The organism is Jannaschia pagri (assembly GCF_019655435.1).
GTDB lineage: Bacteria > Pseudomonadota > Alphaproteobacteria > Rhodobacterales > Rhodobacteraceae > Jannaschia > Jannaschia pagri.
The window spans coordinates 408882-433211 of record NZ_BPFH01000003.1; the positions used below are offsets into that span (position 1 = coordinate 408882).

19 protein-coding genes are annotated in these 24330 nt (G+C 65.1%); 3 read left to right on the forward strand and 16 right to left on the reverse strand.

Annotation, left to right across the window (positions count from 1 at the left end):
- Nucleotides 1-10 precede the first annotated feature (10 nt).
- The gene (locus K5R33_RS10040; RefSeq protein WP_220748889.1) at nucleotides 11-1516 is read left to right on the forward strand and encodes an ABC transporter permease; all 1506 of its coding nucleotides are present in this window, start codon (nucleotides 11-13) and stop codon (nucleotides 1514-1516) included.
- A 99-nt stretch (nucleotides 1517-1615) separates the two neighbouring features.
- Here K5R33_RS10040 and K5R33_RS10045 read toward each other — a convergent pair whose 3' ends face one another.
- From K5R33_RS10045 to K5R33_RS10090, 10 genes are all read right to left on the reverse strand, one after another.
- Complete coding sequence (locus K5R33_RS10045) at nucleotides 1616-4387, reverse strand: tetratricopeptide repeat protein (protein WP_220748890.1); 2772 nt, start codon at nucleotides 4385-4387, stop codon at nucleotides 1616-1618.
- 13 nt (nucleotides 4388-4400) lie between these two features.
- Entirely contained in the window at nucleotides 4401-5039 is a 639-nt protein-coding gene (locus K5R33_RS10050) for an alginate O-acetyltransferase AlgF (protein WP_220748891.1), read from the reverse strand.
- A gap of 12 nt (nucleotides 5040-5051) precedes the next feature.
- Nucleotides 5052-7220, reverse strand: coding sequence for an alginate O-acetyltransferase AlgX-related protein (locus K5R33_RS10055; protein ID WP_220748892.1), 2169 nt, complete (start codon nucleotides 7218-7220; stop codon nucleotides 5052-5054).
- A complete protein-coding gene (locus K5R33_RS10060) occupies nucleotides 7217-8269 on the reverse strand; it encodes an alginate O-acetyltransferase AlgX-related protein (protein ID WP_220748893.1) in 1053 nt (350 codons plus the stop codon). Before K5R33_RS10060 ends, K5R33_RS10055 begins: the two co-directional genes overlap by 4 nt.
- 10 nt (nucleotides 8270-8279) lie before the next feature.
- Complete coding sequence (locus K5R33_RS10065) at nucleotides 8280-9719, reverse strand: MBOAT family O-acyltransferase (protein ID WP_220748894.1); 1440 nt, start codon at nucleotides 9717-9719, stop codon at nucleotides 8280-8282.
- A 2-nt stretch (nucleotides 9720-9721) separates the two neighbouring features.
- Complete coding sequence (locus K5R33_RS10070) at nucleotides 9722-11200, reverse strand: right-handed parallel beta-helix repeat-containing protein (protein WP_220748895.1); 1479 nt, start codon at nucleotides 11198-11200, stop codon at nucleotides 9722-9724.
- 4 nt (nucleotides 11201-11204) lie between these two features.
- The gene (locus tag K5R33_RS10075; RefSeq protein WP_220748896.1) at nucleotides 11205-12272 is read right to left on the reverse strand and encodes an efflux RND transporter periplasmic adaptor subunit; all 1068 of its coding nucleotides are present in this window, start codon (nucleotides 12270-12272) and stop codon (nucleotides 11205-11207) included.
- Between the two features lie 50 nt (nucleotides 12273-12322).
- A complete protein-coding gene (locus tag K5R33_RS10080; protein WP_255588436.1) occupies nucleotides 12323-13807 on the reverse strand; it encodes a glycosyltransferase in 1485 nt (494 codons plus the stop codon).
- Between the two features lie 293 nt (nucleotides 13808-14100).
- Complete coding sequence (locus K5R33_RS10085; RefSeq protein ID WP_220748897.1) at nucleotides 14101-14703, reverse strand: aspartyl/asparaginyl beta-hydroxylase domain-containing protein; 603 nt, start codon at nucleotides 14701-14703, stop codon at nucleotides 14101-14103.
- Nucleotides 14704-14786: 83 nt separating this feature from the next.
- Complete coding sequence (locus K5R33_RS10090) at nucleotides 14787-14960, reverse strand: hypothetical protein (RefSeq protein ID WP_220748898.1); 174 nt, start codon at nucleotides 14958-14960, stop codon at nucleotides 14787-14789.
- On the opposite strand from K5R33_RS10090, the gene K5R33_RS10095 reads away from it, so the two are divergent.
- Both K5R33_RS10095 and K5R33_RS10100 read left to right on the forward strand, forming a co-directional pair.
- Nucleotides 14959-16641, forward strand: a complete 1683-nt coding sequence (locus K5R33_RS10095; protein ID WP_220748899.1) for a peptidase domain-containing ABC transporter — start codon at nucleotides 14959-14961, stop codon at nucleotides 16639-16641. The genes K5R33_RS10090 and K5R33_RS10095 overlap by 2 nt on opposite strands.
- Nucleotides 16638-17945, forward strand: coding sequence for an HlyD family type I secretion periplasmic adaptor subunit (locus tag K5R33_RS10100; RefSeq protein ID WP_220748900.1), 1308 nt, complete (start codon nucleotides 16638-16640; stop codon nucleotides 17943-17945). Before K5R33_RS10095 ends, K5R33_RS10100 begins: the two co-directional genes overlap by 4 nt.
- 8 nt (nucleotides 17946-17953) lie before the next feature.
- Here the strand turns inward: K5R33_RS10100 and K5R33_RS10105 are convergent, their stop codons facing one another.
- The 6 genes from K5R33_RS10105 to K5R33_RS10130 form a co-directional block, all read right to left on the reverse strand.
- A complete protein-coding gene (locus tag K5R33_RS10105; protein WP_220748901.1) occupies nucleotides 17954-19315 on the reverse strand; it encodes a M16 family metallopeptidase in 1362 nt (453 codons plus the stop codon).
- Complete coding sequence (locus tag K5R33_RS10110) at nucleotides 19312-20631, reverse strand: M16 family metallopeptidase (protein WP_220748902.1); 1320 nt, start codon at nucleotides 20629-20631, stop codon at nucleotides 19312-19314. Before K5R33_RS10110 ends, K5R33_RS10105 begins: the two co-directional genes overlap by 4 nt.
- Nucleotides 20632-20663: 32 nt before the next feature.
- Complete coding sequence (locus K5R33_RS10115; protein WP_220748903.1) at nucleotides 20664-20813, reverse strand: hypothetical protein; 150 nt, start codon at nucleotides 20811-20813, stop codon at nucleotides 20664-20666.
- Nucleotides 20814-20871: 58 nt separating this feature from the next.
- Complete coding sequence (locus K5R33_RS10120; protein WP_220748904.1) at nucleotides 20872-21213, reverse strand: hypothetical protein; 342 nt, start codon at nucleotides 21211-21213, stop codon at nucleotides 20872-20874.
- A gap of 164 nt (nucleotides 21214-21377) precedes the next feature.
- On the reverse strand, nucleotides 21378-22664 hold the full coding sequence (locus K5R33_RS10125) for a toxin-activating lysine-acyltransferase (protein WP_220748905.1): 1287 nt from the start codon (nucleotides 22662-22664) through the stop codon (nucleotides 21378-21380).
- 371 nt (nucleotides 22665-23035) lie between these two features.
- Nucleotides 23036-24271, reverse strand: a complete 1236-nt coding sequence (locus K5R33_RS10130; protein ID WP_220748906.1) for a helix-turn-helix transcriptional regulator — start codon at nucleotides 24269-24271, stop codon at nucleotides 23036-23038.
- Between the last annotated feature and the right edge of the window lie 59 nt (nucleotides 24272-24330).

Here is a 24330-nt window from a genome sequence, read left to right on the forward strand (position 1 = left end):
GGGGTTTGCGATGAAGGATACGACACCACAAACCGCCGATACCATGACCGGCCTGATCGACGCCTTCGTCGGGACGGGTCAGGACTACTACCGCCGGGTCTTTGCCACGATGATGGAGGCCCCGGGCTATAGGCTGACCGTGAATTGGGCCGCGGCCTTGTTGGGGCCGATCTGGTTTGGGGCGCGCGGCCTCTGGTCGTGGTTCCTGGGCGTGCTGGTTCTGGAGGCTTTGGCCTACATTCAAATCGGGCGCGGCCTGTTCGGGGATCTCGGGCGTGATCTGCGCGTTCGGGCCGAGAGCATCGCAAGCACCTTGGAATTGCGCCGCCAACAGATCGCCGCCGCTGAGGAGTCGGGGGCCGCGTCCCTGGATGCCCTCAAGCGGGCCGCTGCCTCGCTCGAAGGGGCGCTGGCCGACGCCCAAGCCGCCAGTGAGACCGCCGCCGCCGGGGGCATGACCTTTATCCTTGTGGGACTTGGGTTGCTGGCCATTATCAAAGGGCTTGTGGCGGTTTTGGCCAATTGGACGCTGGAGGGGCAGTTTGCCCGCTGGCGGTCCGACCGCAGCGTCGCCCATGGCTGGTCACAGCAGCGCGCGGCGATTGCCACGGGCCTGATGGCGGTGGTTGTCGTGCTGTCGACGCTGAAATTCGCCCGGCCTGATGCGTTTGAACTGCTCAACACCTTCCCCACGAACCGCGACTGGCGGTTGAACGTGGGTGACGGGGTGCAAGCGGTGTTCGACTGGACGAAAACCAACGGACGCGGGTTCTTCGACGCCCTGACCCTGGGCATGCGTAGCCTGCTCGACGCCATTGAGGTGGTTCTGGTGCAAACGCCTTGGCCCGTGGTGGCCCTCGTCATCATCATGCTGGCCTATTTGTCGGCGGGCCCCCGTGTGGCGATCTTTACCGGCGCGGCGTTGGCCTACCTGGGGCTGCTCGATTTCTGGGAAAAGGCGATGACGACCGTGGCCCTTCTGGGCGCGGCGGCGCTGATCTCAATCACGCTGGGCATCCCCTTGGGGATCTACTGCGCGCGCAGGCCGCGTGTCTTCAACGTGGTGCGGCCGATCCTCGACTTCATGCAATCCATGCCGTCCTTCGTCTATCTGATCCCGGTCGTGGCCTTCATCGGGTCGGGCAAACCGGCGGGCGTGGTCGCAACCATGATCTTCGGCAGCCCGCCCGTGATCCGCTTTACGGTCCTGGGCCTGCAACAGGTGCCCGAGGCCGTGCGAGAGGCGGCCTTGGCCTTTGGCGCCACGCCTCGGTATTTGCTGTGGCGTGTGGATCTGCCACTTGCCGCGCGGACCATCATGGCGGGGGTGAACCAGACGATCCTGCTGTCGCTGGCCATGGTCGTGGTCGCATCGCTGATCGGGGCCAAGGGGCTGGGCGAAGACGTGTTGGAGGCGCTGCAATTCGCAGCCGCTGGTCAGGGCATCCTAGCCGGTTTGGCGATCCTGTTCTGCGCGTTGATCCTGGACCGCATCGTGGCCGGCAAACGGGATTGATCGAAGCGCGGCGCCCCAATCGGGCGCCGTGCCGGTCACTTTGCTGAGGCGAAGGTCTACTCCCTTGGGCCCATGCAGGTCTCAGCTGGCACTCAGTTTCTACTGGGAGACCTCTGCACTGCTTAGACCGATCAGACGGATAAGATCGCTCGCCTCGTCGCTGCCCCGGGCCGCGGCGCGGTCCAGCCAAGCCACCGCCTGGGTACGGTCCGGGTCCACGCCAATCCCGAAGGCGAGGGCTTGGCCATAGGCGACCATGGCCTCGGCATCGCCCGCCTCGGCCGCCCGGTGCAACCAAACCATGGCTTGGACCAGGGCCTCTGGCCCCTCAGCCGTTTCTCGCAAGTGGAGGCCGTGGTTGCGCATGGCGGTTGGGTCGCCGCTGTCTGCCGCCACGCGATAGGCCGTCGGTATGTCGATCTGGGCCGCGATCTGCGCCTGGACCGGCGCCTTCGCGGAGCGGTACCCGGCCAAATAGCTGGCCAAGGTGTCCATGCGTCCGGCCTCCATGGCGTCGCGCATCATCACCACCGCTCGCTCGGGGTTAAAGACCGGCGTGTCCGGCGTCAGGATCAGACGGAACAATTCCCGATCCGCAGCGACATCCCCGCGGAGGCTGGCCCGGGCAAAGAGGTCGAGCGCCTGGGGCAGGGCGGCGGGACCCTCAACGTCCAGGCGCAGCCGGGCCAGATGCGTCAACTCGGTCGGGTCTTCGCCCAAGAGACCTTCGGCGATTGCGAGCCAGTGTTCAACCAAAGCGGCATCGCCAAGGTCACGGGCCAAATCGACCATGTCGACGGCGCGGCGATAGATGCACGGCATGATACCCGCAGCGCGCGATACATGTACCCCGGGCGTCTCGCTTTGCCGGGCCGCGAAGACGAGGGCCGCGAAATCACCGTCCCGGTCGATGGCCTCTCGGTATTGGTCATAGATCGCGCGGTGTGCGGCGGGATCCGGGGCCGCGGCTGCCAAGGCGAGGAGCGCGCGTCCGTGGCCCAATGCGGCAGAGGCGTTCAACAGCTCCAGACCCTCGGCCCGGTCCTCTGGTGACAGCACCGGCGCGGCGCCATGGCCATAAAGCCGTTCCAACAGGGCGGGGGGCAGCAGGGCCGCAAAACCCGCACCGCTGTCGCGATACTGCGCGTGCAAGCCAGTCAAGATCATCGCTCCGGTCGCTGCATCCGGGCTGCTGTCCAGGGCAAGCAGGGCCTGCGCCACGATCTGGGCATCCGTGCGCTGGTGGCGGGTCGCCCAGAACTGTCGCATTCCCTCATCTGCGAAATCGGCGGTTTCGATCAACGCGACCCATTTTGCCCATCCGTCCGGACCGCCGCCCACGGCCTGCGATTGGATTTGGGCGATGTCCAAATCGGTTAGATCGTCGCTCAGATCGGGCGCTTGGCCCGTATCCAGTGCGTCCCGCTGGTCCAGCCAATGGGCCGCCTCGGTCAGGTGCGGCCCGTCCGGGGCGCGGCAGGCAAATGCGGCATGCAGCTCCCGCATGGGGGGCATGCCCCCGCTTTCCCCGGCCACGCGCATCAGCAACCCGACGGCACGGTCAAAGGTTTCGGGGCTTGGCGCCTCCGACAGGAGCAGCCGCCCAAGGTCAAAATGACCGTCAAGGTCGTCGCGCAGAACGGCCTCTTCCAGCAAATCGCGGGCGGCGGTCGCGCCGGTCCAGCGGCCCTGATCCTCCAGCGTCATCTCGGCCAACCGGGTGAAGGCCCAGCCGGGTGCATCCGTTCTGGCAATCAGTCTCGTCAGAAGGTCCCGGCGCGCGGCGCGCAAACCCGATATTGTTTCGTCCTGCCGGTCGAAGAAATGGGTCAACTGGCTCAGCCCGCGCAGGCTGTCGTCTGCTGCTGCGGCCTCGAACAGGGCGCGGGCGCGCGACAGGTCCTGGGCGGCCAGGGCCCCACGTTCATAAATCCGGCCGAGTTCGATTTGGGCGTTCTTGATGCCCCCCGCGGCCGCTTGTTCCAGATAGTTCAGAAGCAGATCGTTGGATTTCTCAATCTCATCGGCGCGCAGGTGGAACTCGGCGGCTTTCCAGGCGGCTTGGGCACTGCCGAGATCGGCGGCAAAGCGATACCACTCGTAGGCCAGTTGCGGATCACGGGTGACGACGGCGGCGTTTTCGTAGTGCGTCGCGATTTCTGCCGCGCGGTCACAAATCTGCGGATCGAGATCGCCGACCAATCCGCCAAACGCCGTGGTCACCGTGAAGTCGACTGGGACGATCCAATCGGACGGGGCCGTTCCGTCCAATTGCCGCCGTGCCAGGGCAAGCAGAGCCTGTGGCTGTCCCGCATAACCCGCCTCGACCAGGAGCGCATCGGCCCGCGCCGAATCGCGGGGGATGCCGATGCCGTTGGTCAAATACTCCGCCAGGGTCACTTTGGCGAAGGGCGACAGAGTCTCGGCCATGGCGGACAGCTCGGCCACGACGCCGGACTCGGTCAGCCTCTCGAAGGCGCCTGCCTCGACCAGCGCGCGGGCCCGCAGCATCAACTCCGTTTCGTAGGAGGCTGACGACCCTCGTTCCGAGAGCAGGTCAAGGATCCGCAGGTTCGTGTCTAACCAGGCCGCACCGTCCAACTGCGCCAGGCGCGATACATCTCGCCGAATGCGCTTTTCGGGGAGATCGGGCAGGGTCCGCCCCGACCATTCGCTCCAGAAAGCGGTCATGGCCAGGTCGGCTCGGGGCGCCACGCAGATGGGGTCTGGTGTCACCTCTGGCGGGCGAAAGGCCAAGTCCAGCGTTTCTTGCGCGGTCGCTGACGTGCCGAGGCAGAGGGCCACCAACAGGGCAAGCGGACGGGCAGACAGCCACTTGGCTCCGCTCAAACGTTTTGAACCAATCCCCATGCCCGGTGCCTCCTTAGCGTAGGTAGCTGTTGGTTACGGCCACTGCCGAAAAGCTGCCGTCCGCTTCCGTCAGGACGACAGACACCCCCGCCCGGCGCTTGAGCTCCACCGCCGGGATCGAGGCCAGAACGCGGTCACCCGCCCGAAAATCAAAGTCGAGCGTCAGAGGCGCCTTGAGTGCCACGGATTTGGACCCGGACACAGGCACGGCGTTCAGTGCCACGGCCCGAGCGGCGGGCACGAACAGATCCACGTCGCCTTGACCGCTGAGGTTATAGAGCGACACGTCCGATTTCGCGGGGCTGAGCGTCAGGCTGTCGACCAAGACCACAGGCGCGGCGTCCCGCTGAAGGACGACCGTGTAATGGGTGCTTGGCGCGACCTCCAATTCTGTGGCGCCGCTGGCGGTGGTCACGGGGACCGCGCCGGGCATCACGTTGACATAAGCCGACAGCCCGCCGGGCATCTCCGTCAGGCGGGTTCCCGCAACGGTCACGACGCTGGGTTCGGGGGACAGCACGCGGATGAAGCTGGATTGCGGATCAAAGACATCTTCATAGAGACCATCGTCATTGGCCCATGCGGCGGGCCCCACCAACAGCAGAGCGACTGCGGATGCGGCGGATGCCAGAAACGTGCGGCGGTGGAACATCGGGTGCCTCCTTTAGGCGGGGTTGGTTGTGCAGGCGAAGAGGGTGGGGTTCGATCCAAACGGTAGGGAAGAGGTGATCTCCACCTCACTCGCCCCGTCGGACCACAGGCCTGTCAGCGGCATGTAAAAGCGACCGGTGCGGCGGATCCGGGCGTCCCGTCGGATGGTTTTGGTCCGCAAGCGGTCCGTGTCCGACCAGAAGTGGAAGGCGACCGCATCGGCGGATGGCGTGTCAGTGTCCAGAAACAGCGTATCGCGGGGGCCAAGATCTGGGTTGAGGGCGGCGACCAGGGCCCGGCCATCATTGGTGCGTTCGATTTCGATTGGACGCGTGCAGGTGCCGCGCGCCGCAACGATCAATTCTTGGATCGCTCCATCACCGGTTTGGGCCATGTTGAGGTAGATCGGGGCTTCCCAGACCAGAAAGGCGGGCGGGGCCGTCTGAAACTCATCCGACGTCAGGTAAGAGACCAGCGCACCATATTGCCGACCGCCTGTGATGGCGTAGTTGACTACCTCCAGGCCCGAATGTTGGGCTAGGAAACCGGTGAAATTACTGACCTCGAAGTTGGTGAAGGAGGTCCCGACCGCAGCCACCTGTGGACCCGCTGCCTGGGTGCCGAAAATATCGAGCGCGGCGTCCCCGCCCAGCCCGATGTCGAGCGGCGCCTCGCCCGCGTCGCCCAGGCCGATGTCCAAAGGGGCATCGTCCAGGCCAATGTCGAGGAGACCGCTCCCGGTCGCCGCTTTGGCCACTGTCTCATAGGTCATGGTCAGCATGTCAGGCAAAGTGCCGTGGCAGCGCGTTTGCAGGATTTGCCGCATGACCGACTCGCCCACGCCATAGCCCGCCTCCACGGTCTGATAGGATGTCTTGGGCAGATCCCCGTAGGAGGGCTGCGCGCGCAAAACATCGGCGATGGCCTGGGCCGCCAACTCCGCCCCGTGGGGCGTCCAATGGGTATCGGTCTCAAAGAACGTGGCACGGTTTGGGTCCGCACGCCGCAGGCCCGTGCGCAGATCTGCCACCACAACGCCCGCCGTTTGCAGACGGGCTAGGATATCGCTGTGGACCGCATCCGCGATGCCAAGGTCGAAGCCCATATCGTGTGCGTCAGAGGGAAGGTTTTGGGGCATGGCCACAGCCTTGGTGGGGACCGGCGCATAGACGAGGGTCGTGCCGCGCTGCGCCAAGGCTTGGGACAGGTCCGCAATCTGGGACACGCTCCGATCGGAGAAGGGGCGCTCCATCCGGACGTCCTGCAGAAGGCGATAGAATGTGCCGTTGTCACCTTCCACCGTGGCGAGATCTGGGTCGGTCCGCAGTCCGAAACAGCCGTAGTCGAGGGGCCTTGTCGCGGCGGCGACATCAGCGGATCGGTCCATGGGTGTCCGCCCAAGGCGCACCGCGATGAGCGACCGCAGGTTCCCAATTGCGGCTTTGGTGGTCACAGGGCCCACCGTTTCCGCCACCGCAAGGTAACGGTCCGCCTCGATCAGTCGGGTGGGATCGTCCCAACCGGCGTCCAGGGCGGCGCTCGCCAGATGGAGCGCGATCTGGGTCCGCGCGGCGTCTCGCGCGTCGGTCAGCAGACGCTCCAAGTCCTCGTCCAGCGGGCCAAACGGTCGACCGGTTCTGTCAAAGCGCAGCAGCGCGTCAACGGCGATGGGGTTCCCCGCCCGGGCATAGGCCACCACCGTTCGCTTCAGCAGGGCCATCCGCGCGGGGCTCGCGGTGTCGGGCGCGATCTTGTCGAGGACCTCCGTCAGGCCGATTAACCCCCCCACGCGCCCTGTTGCGGCTGCCAGCCCGAAGTAGTGGGCCAGGTTCTCTGGCCGGACACGGCGTTGTTCTTCGACAAACCGCCGCGCCAGGGCCAAGGCGGCGATCCCATCGCCTGCATCCGCAAGGGCGCGCAGCGCGTCGATGGTCACGGGTTGCTTGCGGGCCATGCGGCGGCGGGTCTCGATCAGAGCCGGAGAGGACAAATCCGCAGCGCTTTGGATGCTCGGTGCGATGGTGACTGCGATGCGCCGTGCAGCGGGGTCATGGCTGGCCAGACGGGACAGATCCAGGCCTTGCGCCCCTGCGGAGCCGGTGGCCACCGCCAGGGCCGTGGCGATACCCGCAAGGATCCAACACAATTGACCGATGGTCAGGCCGCGCAGAAGCTCTCTCATGGGCTGACCTCGGGCAAAAGCGTTGGGTCGGTCAGGTACCGCACCGGCAATTCCCAGAGGACGGTTTCGGGCGGGGCAGCCGGATCGAGGCGGTCCAAATAGGCCACCATCGGCGCGAAGGGGCCGCGGCCCTCTTCTGCGTGGTTCACAACATCGCGGCCCAGGGCCAGTTTGAGGGCTTCGGCGAAACTCCAATCCGGGTTGGCGGAATAGGACGTCCCCACCAGATCCGTGCCGCCACCGGCGTCGCCGAACAGATCCAAGAGCGCGCCGTCGTCTTCGGATGCGAGGGTCGCGGTGTAGGGGACGACGGCCTCGGGCGGCAGGCCCACGTGCCGCGCCAGGGCATCCGACGTGACATAGGATACCAGATCACCTGTAATGGACCGCGTGGCAGCCTGTTCGATCACGAAGCTGTCGCTGCCCATGGCGACGGTCCCGCTGGTGGCGATGTGATCGGCCACGGCGCGGGCGCCGTCCGGGGTCCAATGGGTGTCGGTCGCCAGGAATGGATCGGCGTGACCGACCAAGGCGGGACGGGTATCCACGGCGGCGATCCCACGATCCTTCAGATCGCCCAAGAACGCGCGATAGAGGTCCTCTTGCTGATTGCTCGGACCCGCAGTCGCCAACTGATCCCGCAGAACATCGGCTTTGGCGGGCAGAGGTGCTAGGACCAGATCCACATCCAAAGCGGATAGACGCGCGGCTGTCTCTTCGATCTGGGTCAGGGCGATGGCATAGGTGTCTGGGTTCGGCGCGCGGAATTCCTCGGCTGTGAACAGATGCCCGTCGCGGCCAACGACCACGCCAGAGCGCCCCTCGCCCAAGGCCAGATACCGCACGGCCCCGACGATCCCAATCGCCGGTTCCTTGTGGGGCAGGTTATCGCGGTAGAGCGTGTCGATCTCGGCTGTCACCGCCCCGCGCAAGACGCCGTCGGAGCCTGGCAAAGGCGTATCTGTCATCACGAGCGAGATGTTCGCCACGGCCGCATAGCCGAAGAAGGCCAGGGGAACGAGCAGTTTGAGGGCGACGGTGGGGGTCATGGTCACGGCCTCAGAACTGAAAATACAGGAAGGGGGAAAAGCTCTGCTCTGCCAGCTTCATCACGCTGACCGCGCCGAGGACGATCACGCCGACAGAGACGGCAGCTTGCGCCACGGGGACAGCGGCTGTGCCGTCGGCGCTTGGATGGTCTGGTGTCCGGTCAAAGCGCAGCACGCCAAAGCGCGGCTCGGCCCAGCACACGAGGGCCGCGACCGCCGTCAGCACCAGGCTTTCGCGCGTGACCTCCAGCCACAAAATCGGATCGCCCCAGAGGCCGTTGGCCCCCAGCATCGCAGCGTAAATCTCGAACCCCTGCGTCATGTCTTCGGCCCGGAACATCACCCAGCCGATCAGGACGGCCAGCAGTGTCACCGGCAAGGCCCAGGGCAGGCCGGAGGCGCGCCTGTCGTGCCCGGTGGCGCGTTCCACCGCCAATAGGCCGCCATGCCACAGCCCCCAGAGCACAAAGGTCCAGTTGGCCCCGTGCCACAAACCGCCCAGCACCATCACCGTCATCAGGTTGCCGTAGGTTCGCAGCCGCCCACGCCGATTGCCGCCTAACGAGATGTAGAGGTAGTCGCGCAGCCACTTCGACAGGCTGATGTGCCACCGGCGCCAGAACTCGGTGATGGAGCGGCTCACATAGGGGAAACGGAAGTTCTCGACGAAGGTGAACCCCATCATCTTCCCCAGCCCGATGGCCATGTCCGAATAGCCCGAGAAATCGAAGTAGAGTTGCAGCATGTAGGCAATCGCCCCGGCCCAGGCGAGCGCCAGGCCCACCTCACCCGAATTGCCGAATGCCAGATCCGCCAGGGGCGCCACGGCATCAGCCAGGATGACCTTTTTGGCCAGCCCGATCAGGAACCGCGCCATGCCATCCGCAAACATCTCGGCGGAGTGGGTACGGGAGCGGAACTGATCCTCCAGATCCTTGTAGCGCAGGATCGGACCCGCGATGAGCTGGGGGAAGAGCGCGATGAAGGCCGCGAAATCCACGAGGCGCGCGTTGGCCCGGGCATCGCCGCGCCAGACGTCGATCAAATAGCTAAGCGCCTGGAAGACGTAGAAAGAGATCCCGATGGGCAGGATCAAACGCCAATGGATCCCCAGGCCCTCCGCATCGGTTCCCAGCAGCGCGGCAAAGCTATCGAGGAAGAAATTTAAGTACTTGAAGATGCCCAGAACACCCAGGCATCCGATCACCCCGACCCAGAGCCAGACCTTACCTGCGCGCCTGTGGCGGTGCCTGTCGATCTGTTGCCCGACCCCATAGGCGAACCCCGTGGTCAGGATAAGCAGGCCCAGGAAATCGACGCGCCACCAGGCGTAGAAGGCGTATGACCCCGCCAGGATCACGTAGGACTTCGCCCGATCTGGCGTCAGATAGTAGAGCGCCAAGAACAGCGGCAGAAAGAGAAACAGAAAGACCTCGGACGAAAACACCATGGTTATTGGCCCTCCACCGGTGCGCAGGCCCGGGTGAGCGGCGCGGCTTGCGCGCGCCCCCCGGCGGCCAAGGTGATCGGTGCCGCGCCCCTCAGGTCCCGGAGCAGGCGGGGCGTCTGAGCCTCCACATCGCCATCGAGGAACCGGGGGAACTGGTCCGAGAAGTCATTTCCGATCAGCAACAGGTGGCCGGGGGCTGCCGTCTCTAGGCCGCTGCGATTGCCTTGGAAGCGATTGCCTTCGATCCGTGTCTCTGCGGTGCCCGGCAGGTCCGCGACCATGAGGCCCGCATGGCCAGACGCGACAAAGTCGCTGTCGATCACCGCCGCCCCTCGGCTGCCGCGCAAAACGGCCCCGCCATGGCGCGCGGCGACGACCCGCAGACCTCGGAGCGTGAGGCAGTCAGAGGCGTCGGACAGCACCCCGTGGTGATGCGCCCGCCACACCAGCGTGTCGTGCAGGGTCGTCCCATGGCTTCCGCTTTCAATCGTGATGCCACTCTGGTGCGGCAGGTAGATATCCGAGCCGGTGATCAGGGTTCCCTGGGCCGCGCCCGTGATCTGAAGGGTGCCGCGACCGCTGCCACCGAGAAAGACGCTGTTTTCGATCCGGGCGTCCTGGGTCCCTTGCAGGATCACGCTCGGCCCCCGCATCTGGGTAAAGATCGTACCGGACACCAGGGGCGCTCCGGCGCCCACAAAGGTCAGCGACCGCACGTTGCGGACCAGCGTGTCCCGCAGGATGGATGGGGTTGCGGGGCGATACAGGCCCTTTGCGACGACCGAAACACCCGCAAAACTGGGACCATGGCCGAAGCCGAGGCCTTCGAAATAGGCGTTTTCGGCTGCCAAGATCCCTTGACCCGTCGTGACCACAAATGGCGCGAAGTCCGGGGCGGATACGGGCGCAGGCCCCTGGGATCGGATGCTGCCACCGGTGACAGTTAGCGTCCCGAAGTTCGCCACGAAGGCCCCCGCACTGCGATCCAAGTCCAGCTTTTGGGTGGGACCGATAAGCAGCGCTGCGTCCTGTTCGATGATCAGCGGCAGGCGCAGGCCATGGGGGCCCGTCGCGTCTGGTAGCGTTTGATCTGCGGCGGTCAGGACATCGCTCAACCTCATCGCCCCGCCCGAGAGCGACAGGGCACGGGTGCCTCCGCTCGCTTGCGCGGCCAGAATGGTGGCCTGGCTCCGCGCCTCAGACGCACGGGCCATGGCCAGCAAGGGGATGCGAATGTCCGTCGGGGTCAGGCGTGCCTGTGGATCCGTTGGGGGCAGGGCTGGCGTGGCTGGCCTTTGGGCTGGTCCGGTCCGGGCCGCGGTCGCCGTGGCTAGGGCATGGTAGCGCGCTTCGAGTCCCGCCTCGGTCAGGTCATCCGGTTGGGTCGCCGCAGCGGTTTGTGCCACGGCCATCACGGCGAGACCCGCGAGGACTGCGCCCAATGGACCAAACGCCAAACGTCTGAGAAGACCCGAAAACACTGTGTCACTCCGTCATGGCGGCGCGCCAGGTGGGCGGCAGAACGTGACGACGGAACCGCAGGCGCGCCAAGTCACCGGGTACGGCGGTTCCGGTCTCCAGCAAGGTCATCGACACGGGGACGGAGCGTTCGGAGTCGAGACGCCCCGACAGGATGCGCGGGCGGACAGGGACGACCGTGCCATCGGCAAGGACAAGTTCCGCAGCATCGCCATCCACCAGGCGGGCGGCACCTTCGGCGCTGATCTCGGTGGTGGCGACCAAGCCGTCTTGACCGTTGGCCAATTGCACGAGGGGCATACCCGGCAAGATGGTCGCGCCTTCGACAAAATCCCGCAGGGGGGTCACCGTGCAATCGCAGGGCATTTTAACGCTGATGTAATCGCCCGAGTTTGCGACGATGGCATAGACCACGTCGCCTGGACCTGCTTTGGGATCGACGTAAGACAATTGCCCCGCAGCCGTTGCCAAAAGCGTCTGTCCAGGCGCCGTGACCGTCACGGGGCGTGCTTCATAGGCGTACATCGCCCGGTTATGGGCCAGGTTCAGGGCGATCAGGGCAAGGCAAATGGACAGACCGACCACCGCAGACCGGCGGATGATATTCTGGACCTTGAACATCACGCCAGGTGTGTCGGTCTTGGCGGGGCCTTTGGCGGTCAGGGGACCGGTGTAGCCCATCACGCCGCCAACGGTCGCCATATCGCCCGCGATATAGCTGTTGATCAGGTAGCGCAGCGGCGCCAGGTGCGAGGCGGTCGGATCCACATATCGCAGGGTGAAGGTCTCCGCCTCCGGAGCGCCTGTCCGTTCGATCATGGCATCCATGAACAGGATGATCGAGAAACCGTCGAAGTTCACGCGGGCGGCGACGGGCACCACAGTGCCCTCCATCGCGGGCGGCAGGGTGCCGCGCGCCAGGGCCTCAGTGATCGACAGGCTAATCCCGTCGAGCTTGCGCCCCCCGACCAATGCCGTGAATGGCAGATCGATCTGGGGATGTTCCCCTTTGTGGGCAAATCCAGCGGGCAAGGCCGTGGCGGCCAGCGTTTCAGTCGGAGAAATATGTTTCATGGATACTCAGGCTAACGCCTTACCCCGCTCGTAAACCGTAACGGGCGCCATCACAGACGCCCCACATAAACCAAAAGACCAATGGCCAGCAGCCCGTAAGCCAGACCATTCATGTAAACAGAACTGGCCATGACCAGCCGTTGCCCAACCGTGACCTGAGCGCGGGCACCGCCCCCCGATTGTCGCGTCCATTTCTGGCGGTCCAATCGGAACAGGACGAAGCTTTTGACGAGCGCGCCGTACAGTTGGCTAAAGTAGAGAAGGAAGGGATAGGTGATCGGAAATCCGACGCGGCCTCGGAAGGCCGTGATCAGAGTGACGAAGACATAGCGCGTCGCCATGATCCAAGACAGGTAGATGGCCAGCAGCGCGAAATCGACCAACAGGGCCGCCAGCAGCGCCAGGCAGGGCCCGGAAATCGTGGTCCAGATCGACACCCGTTGATCCAGGATCGACCACCAGGTGAACAGCCCCATCTTGCGCGGGGACAGCATCAGCGCCCGGCCATTGGTCCGCAGCATGTTCCCGAACCAGCGGACCATCAACGCATTGGCGGACTCGAAGAAGGTGGGTTTCGGCTGTGTCTCAGCCGAGATCGACTGCACGTCGGGCAGATAGACCATCTGGTAGCCGTTGCGCAGCAGCCAGAACCACGTGGATTTGTCGTCGCCCGTCAGGAAGTTTACCCGCCCTAGGCGCAAGTGATCGATGTAATCGGCCCGGACCATCTCGATGAAGCTGGGGTCCGTCGCCAAGGCCGCCCGAAAGGCCGACATGCGGCCTGTCAGGGTCAGGACACGCTTGGACAGCCCCATGGAGCACATCATGACCTGCCGCTGATCGAAGCGCAGTTCGAACCAGTCTTTGAACAGACCGTCGTCCGGGATCGACACGGCTTCGTCCGTGGTCAACGCGCCCACCTTTGGGTCGCTGAAGACGGGGGCGATGCGCGCGATGATGTTGTCGGGCACGCAGGTGTCCCCATCGGCCACCAGTAGGACGTCATGTGGCGTGGGGTGGTGGCGCGCGATGATTTGGAGCGACCGAGCCAAGGCATCCCGTTTTCCGGTCCCGGGGATTCTGTCGATGATCAGTTTCACCGTGCCAGTTTTTGAGGCCGCCGAGGTCGTGAAGATCTGACGGATCAACCGCTCATCGGCGCCGTCCACCACCGACACGACAATCGTCGCCCCATCCCGTGCGTTGGCAGCCGCCGCAAAGACAGACCGATAGACCGCCAGCGTCGTGGCAGTGTCGATCATGTAAGAGGTGACGAGCATATAGGCGTGGGACGGCGCGCCCTGGGCCGCGAAACGGGCCTGGGCCGCGATCCTGCGTTTGGGCTGCGAGATCAGGCGAAACCAGAGCGCGCGGGAGAAGTTCACAGCCGCCCAGCTATAGCGCCAGATGCCCAAGGCCCCGAGGGCGATGAGGGCTTCGGGTGAGGCCCCCAGAAGCTCCGGCGAAATGGCGGAGCCGAGTATCACGACCACCGACAGATAAGCCACATGGCTGGCAAAGCGCATGGACAGCATCCCTACGACCTCCACGCGGAGGCCAGCCCGGTGGAGCCGACAAGGGATGGGAATGTGGTGCAGATGCTTACCACGGCGGTGTCTCGCTTTGCCTCTGGTGCGTGTTCTGCGACCGAAACGGTCCGCACGCGATTTGGGCGAGAGGTGTCAGAACAATAAGGAATAAATTAGGCGGATTCCCGCTTTTCGTTTCCCTTTGGGAAATCGTGCATGGGTGCAACACGGTACTGTTGCGCGCCGCCGCGCCGATCAGGTGTCGGTTCGGAGGGTGAGGGTGCCGTTACGTCAACGACTTAGCGTTTGAACTCCAGGTAGAGAATGGTGCGGCGGTGGTGCGATGCGTTGACCGCGAAATGATCCAGCGCCCCGTCAAAGATTATCGGCTCCCCTAAGCGATGCTGCCGAAAGGTGCCCTCTACATTCAGATAGGCATAATTCGCGTCCGGTGCCGCCTCCAAGGTAATGTGCATCTGCAACAGGCCGGCTGGCCGCAATTCTGGGTGACGGTGAACCGGTAAGAAGGTGTGCGGTTCCATCCGCAGAAAGGCGCCTACGTGGATGCCGCCTATGCCGTCGAGCAACGACAGCGTTCGGGGCGCCACCGGTTGCGCCATGGGAATGGGCGCATCGTCCATCATCAAGCCGAATTGCGTCCACCGTTCAGGGACCGAGCCGGGTCCCCAGCCCAACATCCAGCCGTAATCCCCACCGGATTGCAGATAGGCCATGACGTCCCGGGCCACTTCGGTGTGGTCTTTGCCGTCCCGCTGGATTGGCATCCGCGTGTCGGCCAGTGCGGCGGCCTCGGCTGCGATCTCGCGCCAATGGTCATGGAGGGGCCGCAGCCGCGGCACATCGGACAGGTCGTAGAAGGCTTGTTCGGTCAGACACGTCATGTCCAGTCCTCGGGCGGCCACAGGTTGCCAGGTCAGCCTGCATCAGGACGCTTTGGCGTACAGGTTTGGCCTGAACCTGGCGTTCAGATCGGCGGATTTCCGGCCAGGATCTCGCCTGCCGTTGGCCCTTTCCCGCCCAAGTCTCCGGCTTTGCGCGTCGCGTCTGCGTTGGGCGCAGCCTTGGTCTTATCTGATCGGGTCGAGACGATTTGTAAGGGGTTCCCATGGGCGCGCGACGCCAAAACCGGTTTGCCCATGCGCGCCACTGACTCCGCCGCCGGGCGCACCGGGGACGTGGGTGGCGAAATCCCGTTCTCCTGGTTTGGCAAAACCCTGTGGAAGTTTACGCCGCTCTACGCCGAGTTGGTGTTCCTGGCGATTTGCCTGCGGCTTCTTGGGTTGGTTGAGCCCTTCATCTTCCAGGTGATTATCGACCGGATTCTCCCGTTCCAGCGCGAAGCCTCTCTGGTGGTGGTCATCGCGGTCTTTGCAGCGGTTGGTCTGTTCCAAATCCTGTTCGAGGTTCTCTCGGCCCTGTTGGGCACCTTGACCGCCAATCGCGTCACGCGGGAACTGGGCGCCCGGATTTTCGATCACTTGTTCAAGCTGCCCTTTGGGTTCTTCCGCCGATGGTCTGTGGGCGAAACCATGGCCCGGGTGGGTGAGACGGATACGATCCGGGCCTTTCTGGTGGGGACGACAACAGGCGTCTTTCTCGATCTGATTTTTGTGGTCCTCTACATCGCCGTGCTGCTGACCCTCTCGCCGCAATTGACGCTCATTGTCTTGGCGGCCCTGCCGGTTCAGATCCTCATCTATCTGTCCTTTGGCCCGTTCCTGCGGCGGCGGTTGCGGCGGCAGTTCGATGCCTCTGCCGCCCATCAGACGCAGATGGTCGAAAACATCTCGGGCATCGCGGCGGTCAAGGCCTTGTCGGCGGAACGTCAGATGTTGGACCGGCTGGACCGCACCCTGGGCGAGACGCTGGATGCGGGGTATCGCATCGCGCTGCTCAACATCTGGAGCGATAAGCTCCTGTTTCTGGTGGACCGCACGATCACCATCGCGATCATCTATTTCGGGGCGCAGATGGTGTTTGCCGGTCAGATGACCTTGGGCGAACTGATCGCCTTTCACCTGCTGGTCGGGCGGGTGACGGGCCCGATCGAGAACTTCTCTGGCCTGTGGGAGGCGTGGCAGAATATCCGGGTGTCCCGCCAACGGATGGGCGATGTCGTCAATCAGCCGATGGAGCCGTTTGATGCCCTGCCGTCCCTGCCACAGGGGGGCGACGGCGTGCTGCGGTTTGATGGTGTATCTTTTGCCCATGACGCAAACAGGCCGATCCTGACGGATCTGTCGATGGAACTCGCGCCAGGGACGCTGACCCTGGTGGTGGGGCCATCGGGCGTGGGCAAGTCGACGTTCGGACGGCTGGCTGCGGGGATCGAGGCGCCGGATGCTGGGCGCATCACCCTGGGGGGCGCCGATATCTCGCGGCACGATCCCCACGATGTGCGGACCCGTATCGCCTATGTCCCGCAAGATCCGTACCTGTTTACCGGCACGCTGCGGGAAAACCTGCTCATCGGGCGGGAGGAGGCGACCGAAGCCGACATCCGGCGCGCCCTGCGCATCACGGCCAGCTTGGACATGGTGGACCGTCTGCCCCAGGGGCTCGATACCCACATCGGGGAACGCGGCGGCGCCCTATCCGGTGGGCAACGGCAGCGGCTGGCCGTGGCGCGGTCGTTGCTGGGCGCCCCTTCGGTCTTGATCCTGGATGAGCCCACCAGCGCCCTGGACGCGACGGCCCAGCGGCGCATGGCCGAGGAGTTGATGGCCCTGCGTCAGACCGCGGTCGTCGTCGTCATCACCCATGCGCCGGATTTGTTCCCCGACGCCGATACGGTCCTGGACTTTGGGGCCTTGCCATGACGTCGCCCGCCCTTTCCCTGACCTCGCCCACGCTGCACGGGACAATCCTGGGCACGATTGCGGTTTTTGTCACGATCCTTGCCATGAGCTTTGTCTTTCGGATCGAGGTTGTCGCCCGGGGCCAGGGGCGGGTCGTCCCGGTGGAGCGGGTACAATCCATCCAACCCGAGTTTGCGGGTCGGATCACCCAGATTGCCGTGCGCGACGGGGCCACGGTCGCCCAAGGCGATGTGTTGCTGCGCTTGGACGACACTGCGCCCCGGGCGCGCCTGGCGACCGTCCAGGCAGAGATCGACCGTTTGGTCGTGGAGCGGGGGCGGATCGATGCCTTCAGTGGGCGTCTGGTCGATCCGAGCCGTCCCATGGAACTGCCCACCGCCTTTCCCGTCCCGGCGGACCTGCGCGCCTCGGCGGCCTATGCGGAAGAGTTGCGCCTGCTGCGTGCCGAAATCGATGCCTTGCAATCGGCCGTGGCGCAGCTTGACGCGCGGGGGGCCGCCCTGGCCCGTGGTGAGGCCGTGGCACAGGCCGCCATCGACCGCATTGACGCTTCGCTGACCGTCCAGGCCGAAAGGGTCGAGATCGCGCGCACCCTGTTTGCCCAAGGCACCGCCAGCAGGGCGGCCCTCTTAGATGTGGAACAGGTTCTGGCCGATCTGGAAGGCGACCGCGACATCCAAGTCCGAGAGCTTGAGCGCCGTGCAGCCGAACGCGTCGCCCTGGAGACGGAGCGTCAGGCCCTATACGCCACGCAACGGGCAGACCGCGCTGCCCGTCGGGCCGAGATCGAGGCGCTCCTGGCCGTTCTGGAACAGGACCGCACCACCGCCGCGCGAGAGGTGGAGGTGACTGTCCTGCGCGCGCCCCTGGCGGGCACGGTGGAGGGCCTAGCGGTGTTCACCTTAGGCGGTCTGGCCGAAGCGGGTCAGGAGCTTATGCGCATCGTTCCCACCGGCGGCGCGGTCGAGGTTCAGGCCGTGTTCCCCAATCAGGACATCGGCTTTATGGCGCGTGCCCAGCCGGTGAACATCCGCTTGGATGCCTACCCTTCGGAACGGTTTGGATTTGTCACCGGGCAAGTGGCCGATTTGGCGGCGGATTCGACGCCCCAAGACAACGGGACGTGGGGCTATGTCGTTCGGGTGACGCCCGATGCCCAGATGCTGATGGCTGGGGAGGACAGCTTTGCCCTGCGGCCCGGTATGACCGCAACGGTCGATGTCACGACCGATGATCGTCGCATCATCAGCTACTTCTTCGCGCCCATTCTGCGCACGGTGCAGGACGCCTTGGGCGAACGGTGATCTGGGGGTCAGGGGCAGTCCACGGCGGCCGCGGGCTGGGTGATGACACAGGCCCCTGGGAGCGCGTCGGCATCGGCTGAGACGGCGATGGTCACGAACCCATCGGGCACCGGATAGACCTGTTGCAAGCGGGTCGCGATGGAGGCGTCGTCCACGCCGTCCAGCATCGCGCCCAATGTCAGCACCGTCTCGGGCGGGCGATCCTGCAACAGGGCACGAAGGGTGCCGTAGGCCGCCTGGGCCGTGTCGGTTCGTGCCTCTGCCAGGCTATCGGCAAGGATCTGTTTGCGTTCGCTCAGGTCACTGAGAGAACCCGCCTCGCGAAAGGCACCATAGGCGTCGCGCACGGCGGCCTCGACTTCGGCCAACCGGGCCGTCTCAACACCGCCCGACAGGGCAAAGAGCCGGACATCTTCGCCATACCGCGCCAGTTCTCCGCGAAAGCCGTAGGAGGCGCGCAGTCGGGTGCGAACAGCCTCGAACAGGACGCTCCGGTCACCAGCGGTCAAGGCGTCGACGATCATGAGATCCGCGAAGCCTTCGTTGCCACGCACCGTTGGAAGCTGGGCGACGAAGGTGATGTAGGTGCTGTCGGCGTTGGGGTCGTGCAGCAGGATGCGCCGTGGGGTAAAGTCCGCGATGGTCGCCACACGGGCCGGTCCTGGCGTTGTCGGCAATCCTTGGAGCAGGCCATCCACCGCGGCATCCGCCTGGCTGCGCGGTATGTCACCGGCCACGACGATGGCCTCTGGCGCGCGCAAGATCGTCTGGTCATGCCAGACGCGCACATCTTCCCGGGTGGTCTCGGTCACGTCGCGCGGGTCGTCCAACGACAGCGATCTGCGCACGGGGCGGTCGCCCAAGATCGCCCAGCGGGCCACGTCATAGGCCACGTGGGCCGGGCGCGTCTTTGCCTCGGCCATGGTATCGGCCAGACCATCCCGAAGGCGAAGGAACCAGGCGTCGTCCAAAGAGGGCGCGCGCAGATGCGCATTTGCGATCGACACTGTCTCGACCAAGGTATCCGGCGTGAAGGTGAGGTCCCCGATGATGTGGTCCGCGCTCGCTGTCAGGCGCCCCAAAGATCCCAAGTCAGCAAAGACCTCGCCTGCTTGGCCCGGGGCATGGTCCGCTGTGCCGCCCATGAGGATCAGGTCAGCGCCAAGGTAGGGCGTTGCCGGTGCCCTGTCCTGCCGCTTGGCCCAGTCGGTCGCCCAGGCCACCTGCACCGTGACGTCCTCGGCACCCGGAAGGGTGATGTGAACATAGCTGTGTCCCGCTGGTGACGTGACCTGATCTGCCGCTGGCCCAGCCTCGCGGCAACTTGCCAGGAGGAGCGTCACAGCGACGGCCGAGACGAGGTGTTTCACAGCGACGCTCCGTTCGGGGAAAGATGGGCGACGGCCTCTCGCCCCGGCCCGGCCAACGCCGTCAGCAGTGCATTCGTCCCATCGCGGGTCAGTTGCGCATCCAGGTATCGCAGCGCGTCCTGCGGGAGGGGGTCGCGCAGCACCGCCAACCGGTCGACCGTATAGGCAGCCATCCAAGCTGCCGTGTCGTCCGGATCCGTCCAATCGGGCCAGAACCCCTCAAAGCGAGCGCGCAGGCGGTCATGGGTGTCTGCTGGGATGCCCCGGCGCGCGATGTCGTCCAGGGTCGTCCGGACGGCGCGCTCCAAATCCCGCAGGGTTACGTCGCCGCTTGGGTGCGCGGACAGCGATATCTCCACATGCGTGGTGTCCAGGGGGAAGACCGCGATGTGAAAGGAGCGCGCGAGATCCTCGTCGAAGCGCAAGGGACCCGCCAAACCACCGGGGAGGCCGCTGTCGAGGATGTCGCTCAGCAGGGCGGAGCGGGCCTCCAGCAGGTCAAAGCCCATCGGTTCCGGCAAGGCGACAACCTTGCGCCAAATAAGCGTTGGCACGGTGGTGTCTTCGCCCGCGGAGAGGTGCAGGCGATCTGCTTGCAGGGGCGGCAAGCCTGGCCGGCCAGGTGGGCCGTCGGTTGCGTGCGCGAGCAGGGGTATTGCGGCCAAGCCTGCGTGGACTCGGCGTTCCGAGATTGGGCCCGTCACGACCAAGCGCCCTTTGTCCGGTCTATGGGTCAGGGCGTGCAAGGCCCGCGCCTGCGCCAAGTCAAAGGCCGCAATCTGGTCTGGTGTGCCTATGATCGAGTCTGCCAAGGGCGCACCCTGGTAGAGAAAGTCCGACATTTGATGGTTGATCCGGTTGCGCAGACGGCCCACCTGCCGCGCTTCGTATTCGCGCAGGACGATCCCCCGTTCTTGGTCAGCGACGGCTGGGGGCGGGGCAAGCGGATCAAAGACCCCCACAAGCCGCGCCAGCAGATCGGGCAACGCGTCCGGTGGGCCGGAGAGCCAATAGCCAACGGCATACCTGTTGGTCCAAGCATTGGACTGCCTGTCCGGTCCGGCATCAGAGGCGGGGCGCAGGCCGAGCCAGACGAGGTGCTCCAGGTAGTGGGCCAGCCCCGGCTTGCGGGGGCCTGTCCGTGGATCCCTGGGCAGGATCAGATGGGCAGTGACTTGGTCGACCCCATGATCCGTTACCACATGAACGGCCAAAGCCGTTGGGGCTGGGGGCCCCTCGATCGCTTTTGCCAAGAAGACGGCGGCGAGGACCATGGCAATGGCGAGACTGACGAGGGTCCAGCGTCGGTGTTTCATGTCCCGTCCTGCCATTGGGCGCGTTTGCGCCGTCATCGCAGCACGAACATCACACAGAGATAGACGCCCAGGGCCACTGCGGTGTTCCGAATCGAATGGGCGCGCCCGCCGATAGACCGCGCGACGACATGGTAGAGCGTCGCAAACACGACGGCACTGATGATGATGTGCCAAAGGGACACGGGCGTCTCCGCAGTTGAGGAAGGGGCGCGCCGGAACGCACCCCCAAAGGCCGTCAGATCAGAGGCCCATGCCGAAGCCGTCGGCAATTGGGCCGCCGATGCCGTCCAGCAGGCCGGTGGCAACATCATTGAACCGGTCGTTGTCCATGTTCGAGATGCTTGTGCCTACGGTGCCGCCGACAACGCCGCCCGCGACAGGCCCCGCGCGGCTGGCCAGGCCACCGGCCACACCACCGGCTACGGCACCGATCATGTTCTGTTGTTCGGGCGAAATGTTCGTACGGCTGCCGTCGCGGGCGGTGACGCGACCGCTATCGCTGCCGCCGCCGCCTCCTCCGCCGCCACCGCCGCTAAAGCTGACGGGGGCCCAAAGATCATTGGTTTGATAGTCAAATTGCATGGGTTGAGGCTCACTTTTGTGTCGCGGCGGCATGTCTGATACGCTGCGATCCGTTGAGGTTTGCCGGGGTGTCCCGGCGGCTCTTTCGGCGGGGGGTGCTCCACCACCCTCCGCCGCACTTTCCGGGGCCCGGAACCGGGACCGGAAATGCGCGGTCGGCGCGGTTAGGCAGCCGTATGGTGGTTGGTATTGACCCAGCGGTTGACCCGGCGCACCGACGTATCGGCATGGCGCCGTAGGCTAGTCGCGTCGCGATTGGGGAACAGGGCGCGCACGTCGCGCAGCACCTCTCGCAGATGACCGTGGGGCGTGATCCAATCGTTGAAGAACAGCCGTTCGCCCGATTGCCAGTCGGCCGCCGCAAGGGCGCGCCCCGTGCCCAGAACGTCCTGTTCCACCGTCTCAGACAGCAGCGCCCAACTGGCCATGGCCGCTGGAATGCCATGGGGGTCGCGCCAGATACGAAGCTGTCCTGCGGCGGTGGGCGGCAAAACCTCCACCTCGATATAGGGGCCAATGGGTTGCTGCCGGTGATAGGGAGAGGCGGCCAGCAACTCCACTGCGTAGCCAATCACTTCATAGAGGTCGAGCTTTTGGGGCGATGGCGCAACGGTCGCCTCGGTGTCCAACGGCAGAAGGCGGGCCGCAGGACGGAAGGCGGCGGCCCGCCTGATGGGGGATTCTGTCCCGTCTGGCGGCGCCACAACGTAGCCATCCGGGCGTCCGCAGGGTCGCAGGGCAAACCCCAGGCGGTTGTCGTGGAGGATGTCCCGGGCATTACCATAATACGTCTCAACGGACTGCTGGGCGTGGCTATCCCAGATCTCCAGGTCCAGCATCACCATCATGCCCAGGCGGCGATAGGCTCGCCGAACCGGGTCCTGTGGCACATCTTGGACGGCGGGCAGGGGATTTCGGGGTGGACACCAGTCATGCAAGAGGGCCATCGCAGGCGCCCCCGCTGCCAGAAGCTGTCGGGTCTTGCCCGCATCCTGCCCGATGCTTTGGGCATAGGCGCAGGCCGGAGGGTAGTTGAGATCGTAGTCATAGGTCCGCTGTGGCTGCCAGAGGGCGGACAACACGTCGCCGACCCCTTGGGCCAAATATGCGGCGCGCCGGTCGTCCCGTACCTGGGCGAGGGCCGGTCCCGGACCCGATGGGCCGAGGTGAGCGATCACGATGTCCTCGACGAGAAAGGCGCAGGTTTCGCGGGCAATGGGCGGCATGAACCGATGCTCCGATGCCAGGATGTGCAGACCATGCCCAACCTCATGGATCAGCCACAGCAAGGCGCCCGCCGATCCGTCGTAGTCCACATGGACACTGGGGGAGGTCCCGCTGCCTCGGTCGACCGTCCGGGGTCTGCCATGCGCAGGCTGCAGGTCGAGTTGTTCGACAGCGTCCGCAAAGGCCTGCCCCAGCGTGACCGCAATCGCCGGTGTGACCCACATCGCCAGGGCCGTTTGGGCGCAAGGCTCCGAACGGAAGCTGCACGCGCTTTGCGGGGTGGCGGGGGACACACAGGTCCGCCAAGTCTTGAGTATTTCTCGTAGCGCCGGCGCCGGCAGATCATGCAGGCGCAACCAATCTTGAACCGTTGACACGAAGAGGTTCCTCCCAACTCGGGTCCGATACGGATGCTCTGTCCTCACCATAGGAGCGAGCCGCGCCGTCGTTCAACGCGTGTCGAAAAGGGTAGCAGAATGCTGCCTTCCGATGCCTAAGAATTATTTAATCCATTGAAAGAAATGGAATAATCTCGGCGGATTTCCGACATGCGCAAAAGGACGCCGACGTCTGCCCGCACCCGCCTGGGGTGTGGTCAATGGCTCTTGGCCAGGGGGGCGGTTCGCTCTGTCTGTTTGCTCTCGCGATAGGCCGAGGGGGTCATCCCATACTCCCGCTTAAACGCGGTGTAGAAGGACGACCGGGCGTTGAACCCTGCGTCATAGGCGATGGTCAGGATCGTCGCCTCCGACGTGCGCAATTGCTCCGCCGCATGGCGCACGCGCCACCGATTCACATAGTCAAAGAACCGCTCCCCCAATTTTTCGTTCAGCGCCTGGGAAGCGTAGTGGGTGCTGACGCCGATCTGGTCGGCCAGATCCCAAAGCGACAGATTTGGTTGGAGGTACAGCCGGTCCTGGGCCATCAGCCGTTCAATCTTGCCCGCGATGCGGCTTAGGCGATCCGATGCCAGGGCAGACCGCTCGTATTTGGGCGGGTCTTGCGGTGGCGTCAGCATCGCGCTGACGCGCGGCGTCGGAGGCTCTAAGCCCGGCGCTTGCCGTAGCCCCCAGAGCGCCAAGCTCCAGATCAGCCCATAGCGCACCACAATGGCCAGCAGCAGTGACTGGACCGGCCAGGTGATCGTATCTGCCGAGATCAGCGCGTCCGCCGCCATGGACATCACGTTGACCCCCCAGAAGCAAAAGACGGCCAGAGTCAGCCAGCGGGTCCAGGCCAACTCCCGTCCTTCGGTACTGGCAAAATGGTCCTTTAGGCGGTGGCGGTAGGCCTTGAGGCGCCTGAGGATCAGCACCGCGTAGAGCGGCACCAACAGGTAAAAGGCCAGTGTCGCCGCATACATCCCGCCGAGCGCGACCCACTGCACCCCCGTCGGGGTTTGGGGCACCATCGACAGGTCGGCCAAGGCATGGGCCGGAAGCGCCATGCAATAGAGGTACAGCAGAGAGGCAAGCCCGATTGGGAGCAGGTGCAGAATCAGTTGCATCCGCGGCACCGTCGCCCCTGCCGTGCCCGTCAGTCGATAGACGTAGAGCCAGAACAGGAACGGCTGCACCATGGACAGGGGCACTTCGGCCAGTTCAAAGCCCAGCGTTATCCGCGCAGGCGCCTGTGGCTCCAACAGATAGACCATCGGCAGGGCCAGCAGGTCGCCGGCCCCAGCCAGGAAGAACAACGCCAGCGGCAGTCGCACCCGTCGGTAGCGGTCCCGCAGCAGCAGGTTCGCGCAGAACAGCGACAGCACGAGCAGACCAGAGGTGGCCGCCAGGCGCAGTGCTTCGCTGTCCGGTGCAACGGGGCTGACGGTCATGGGCATCTCCGTTTGGGTCGCAGGGGGCGGTGACGGTGCGCTGCCCCCCGGCTGCTCCG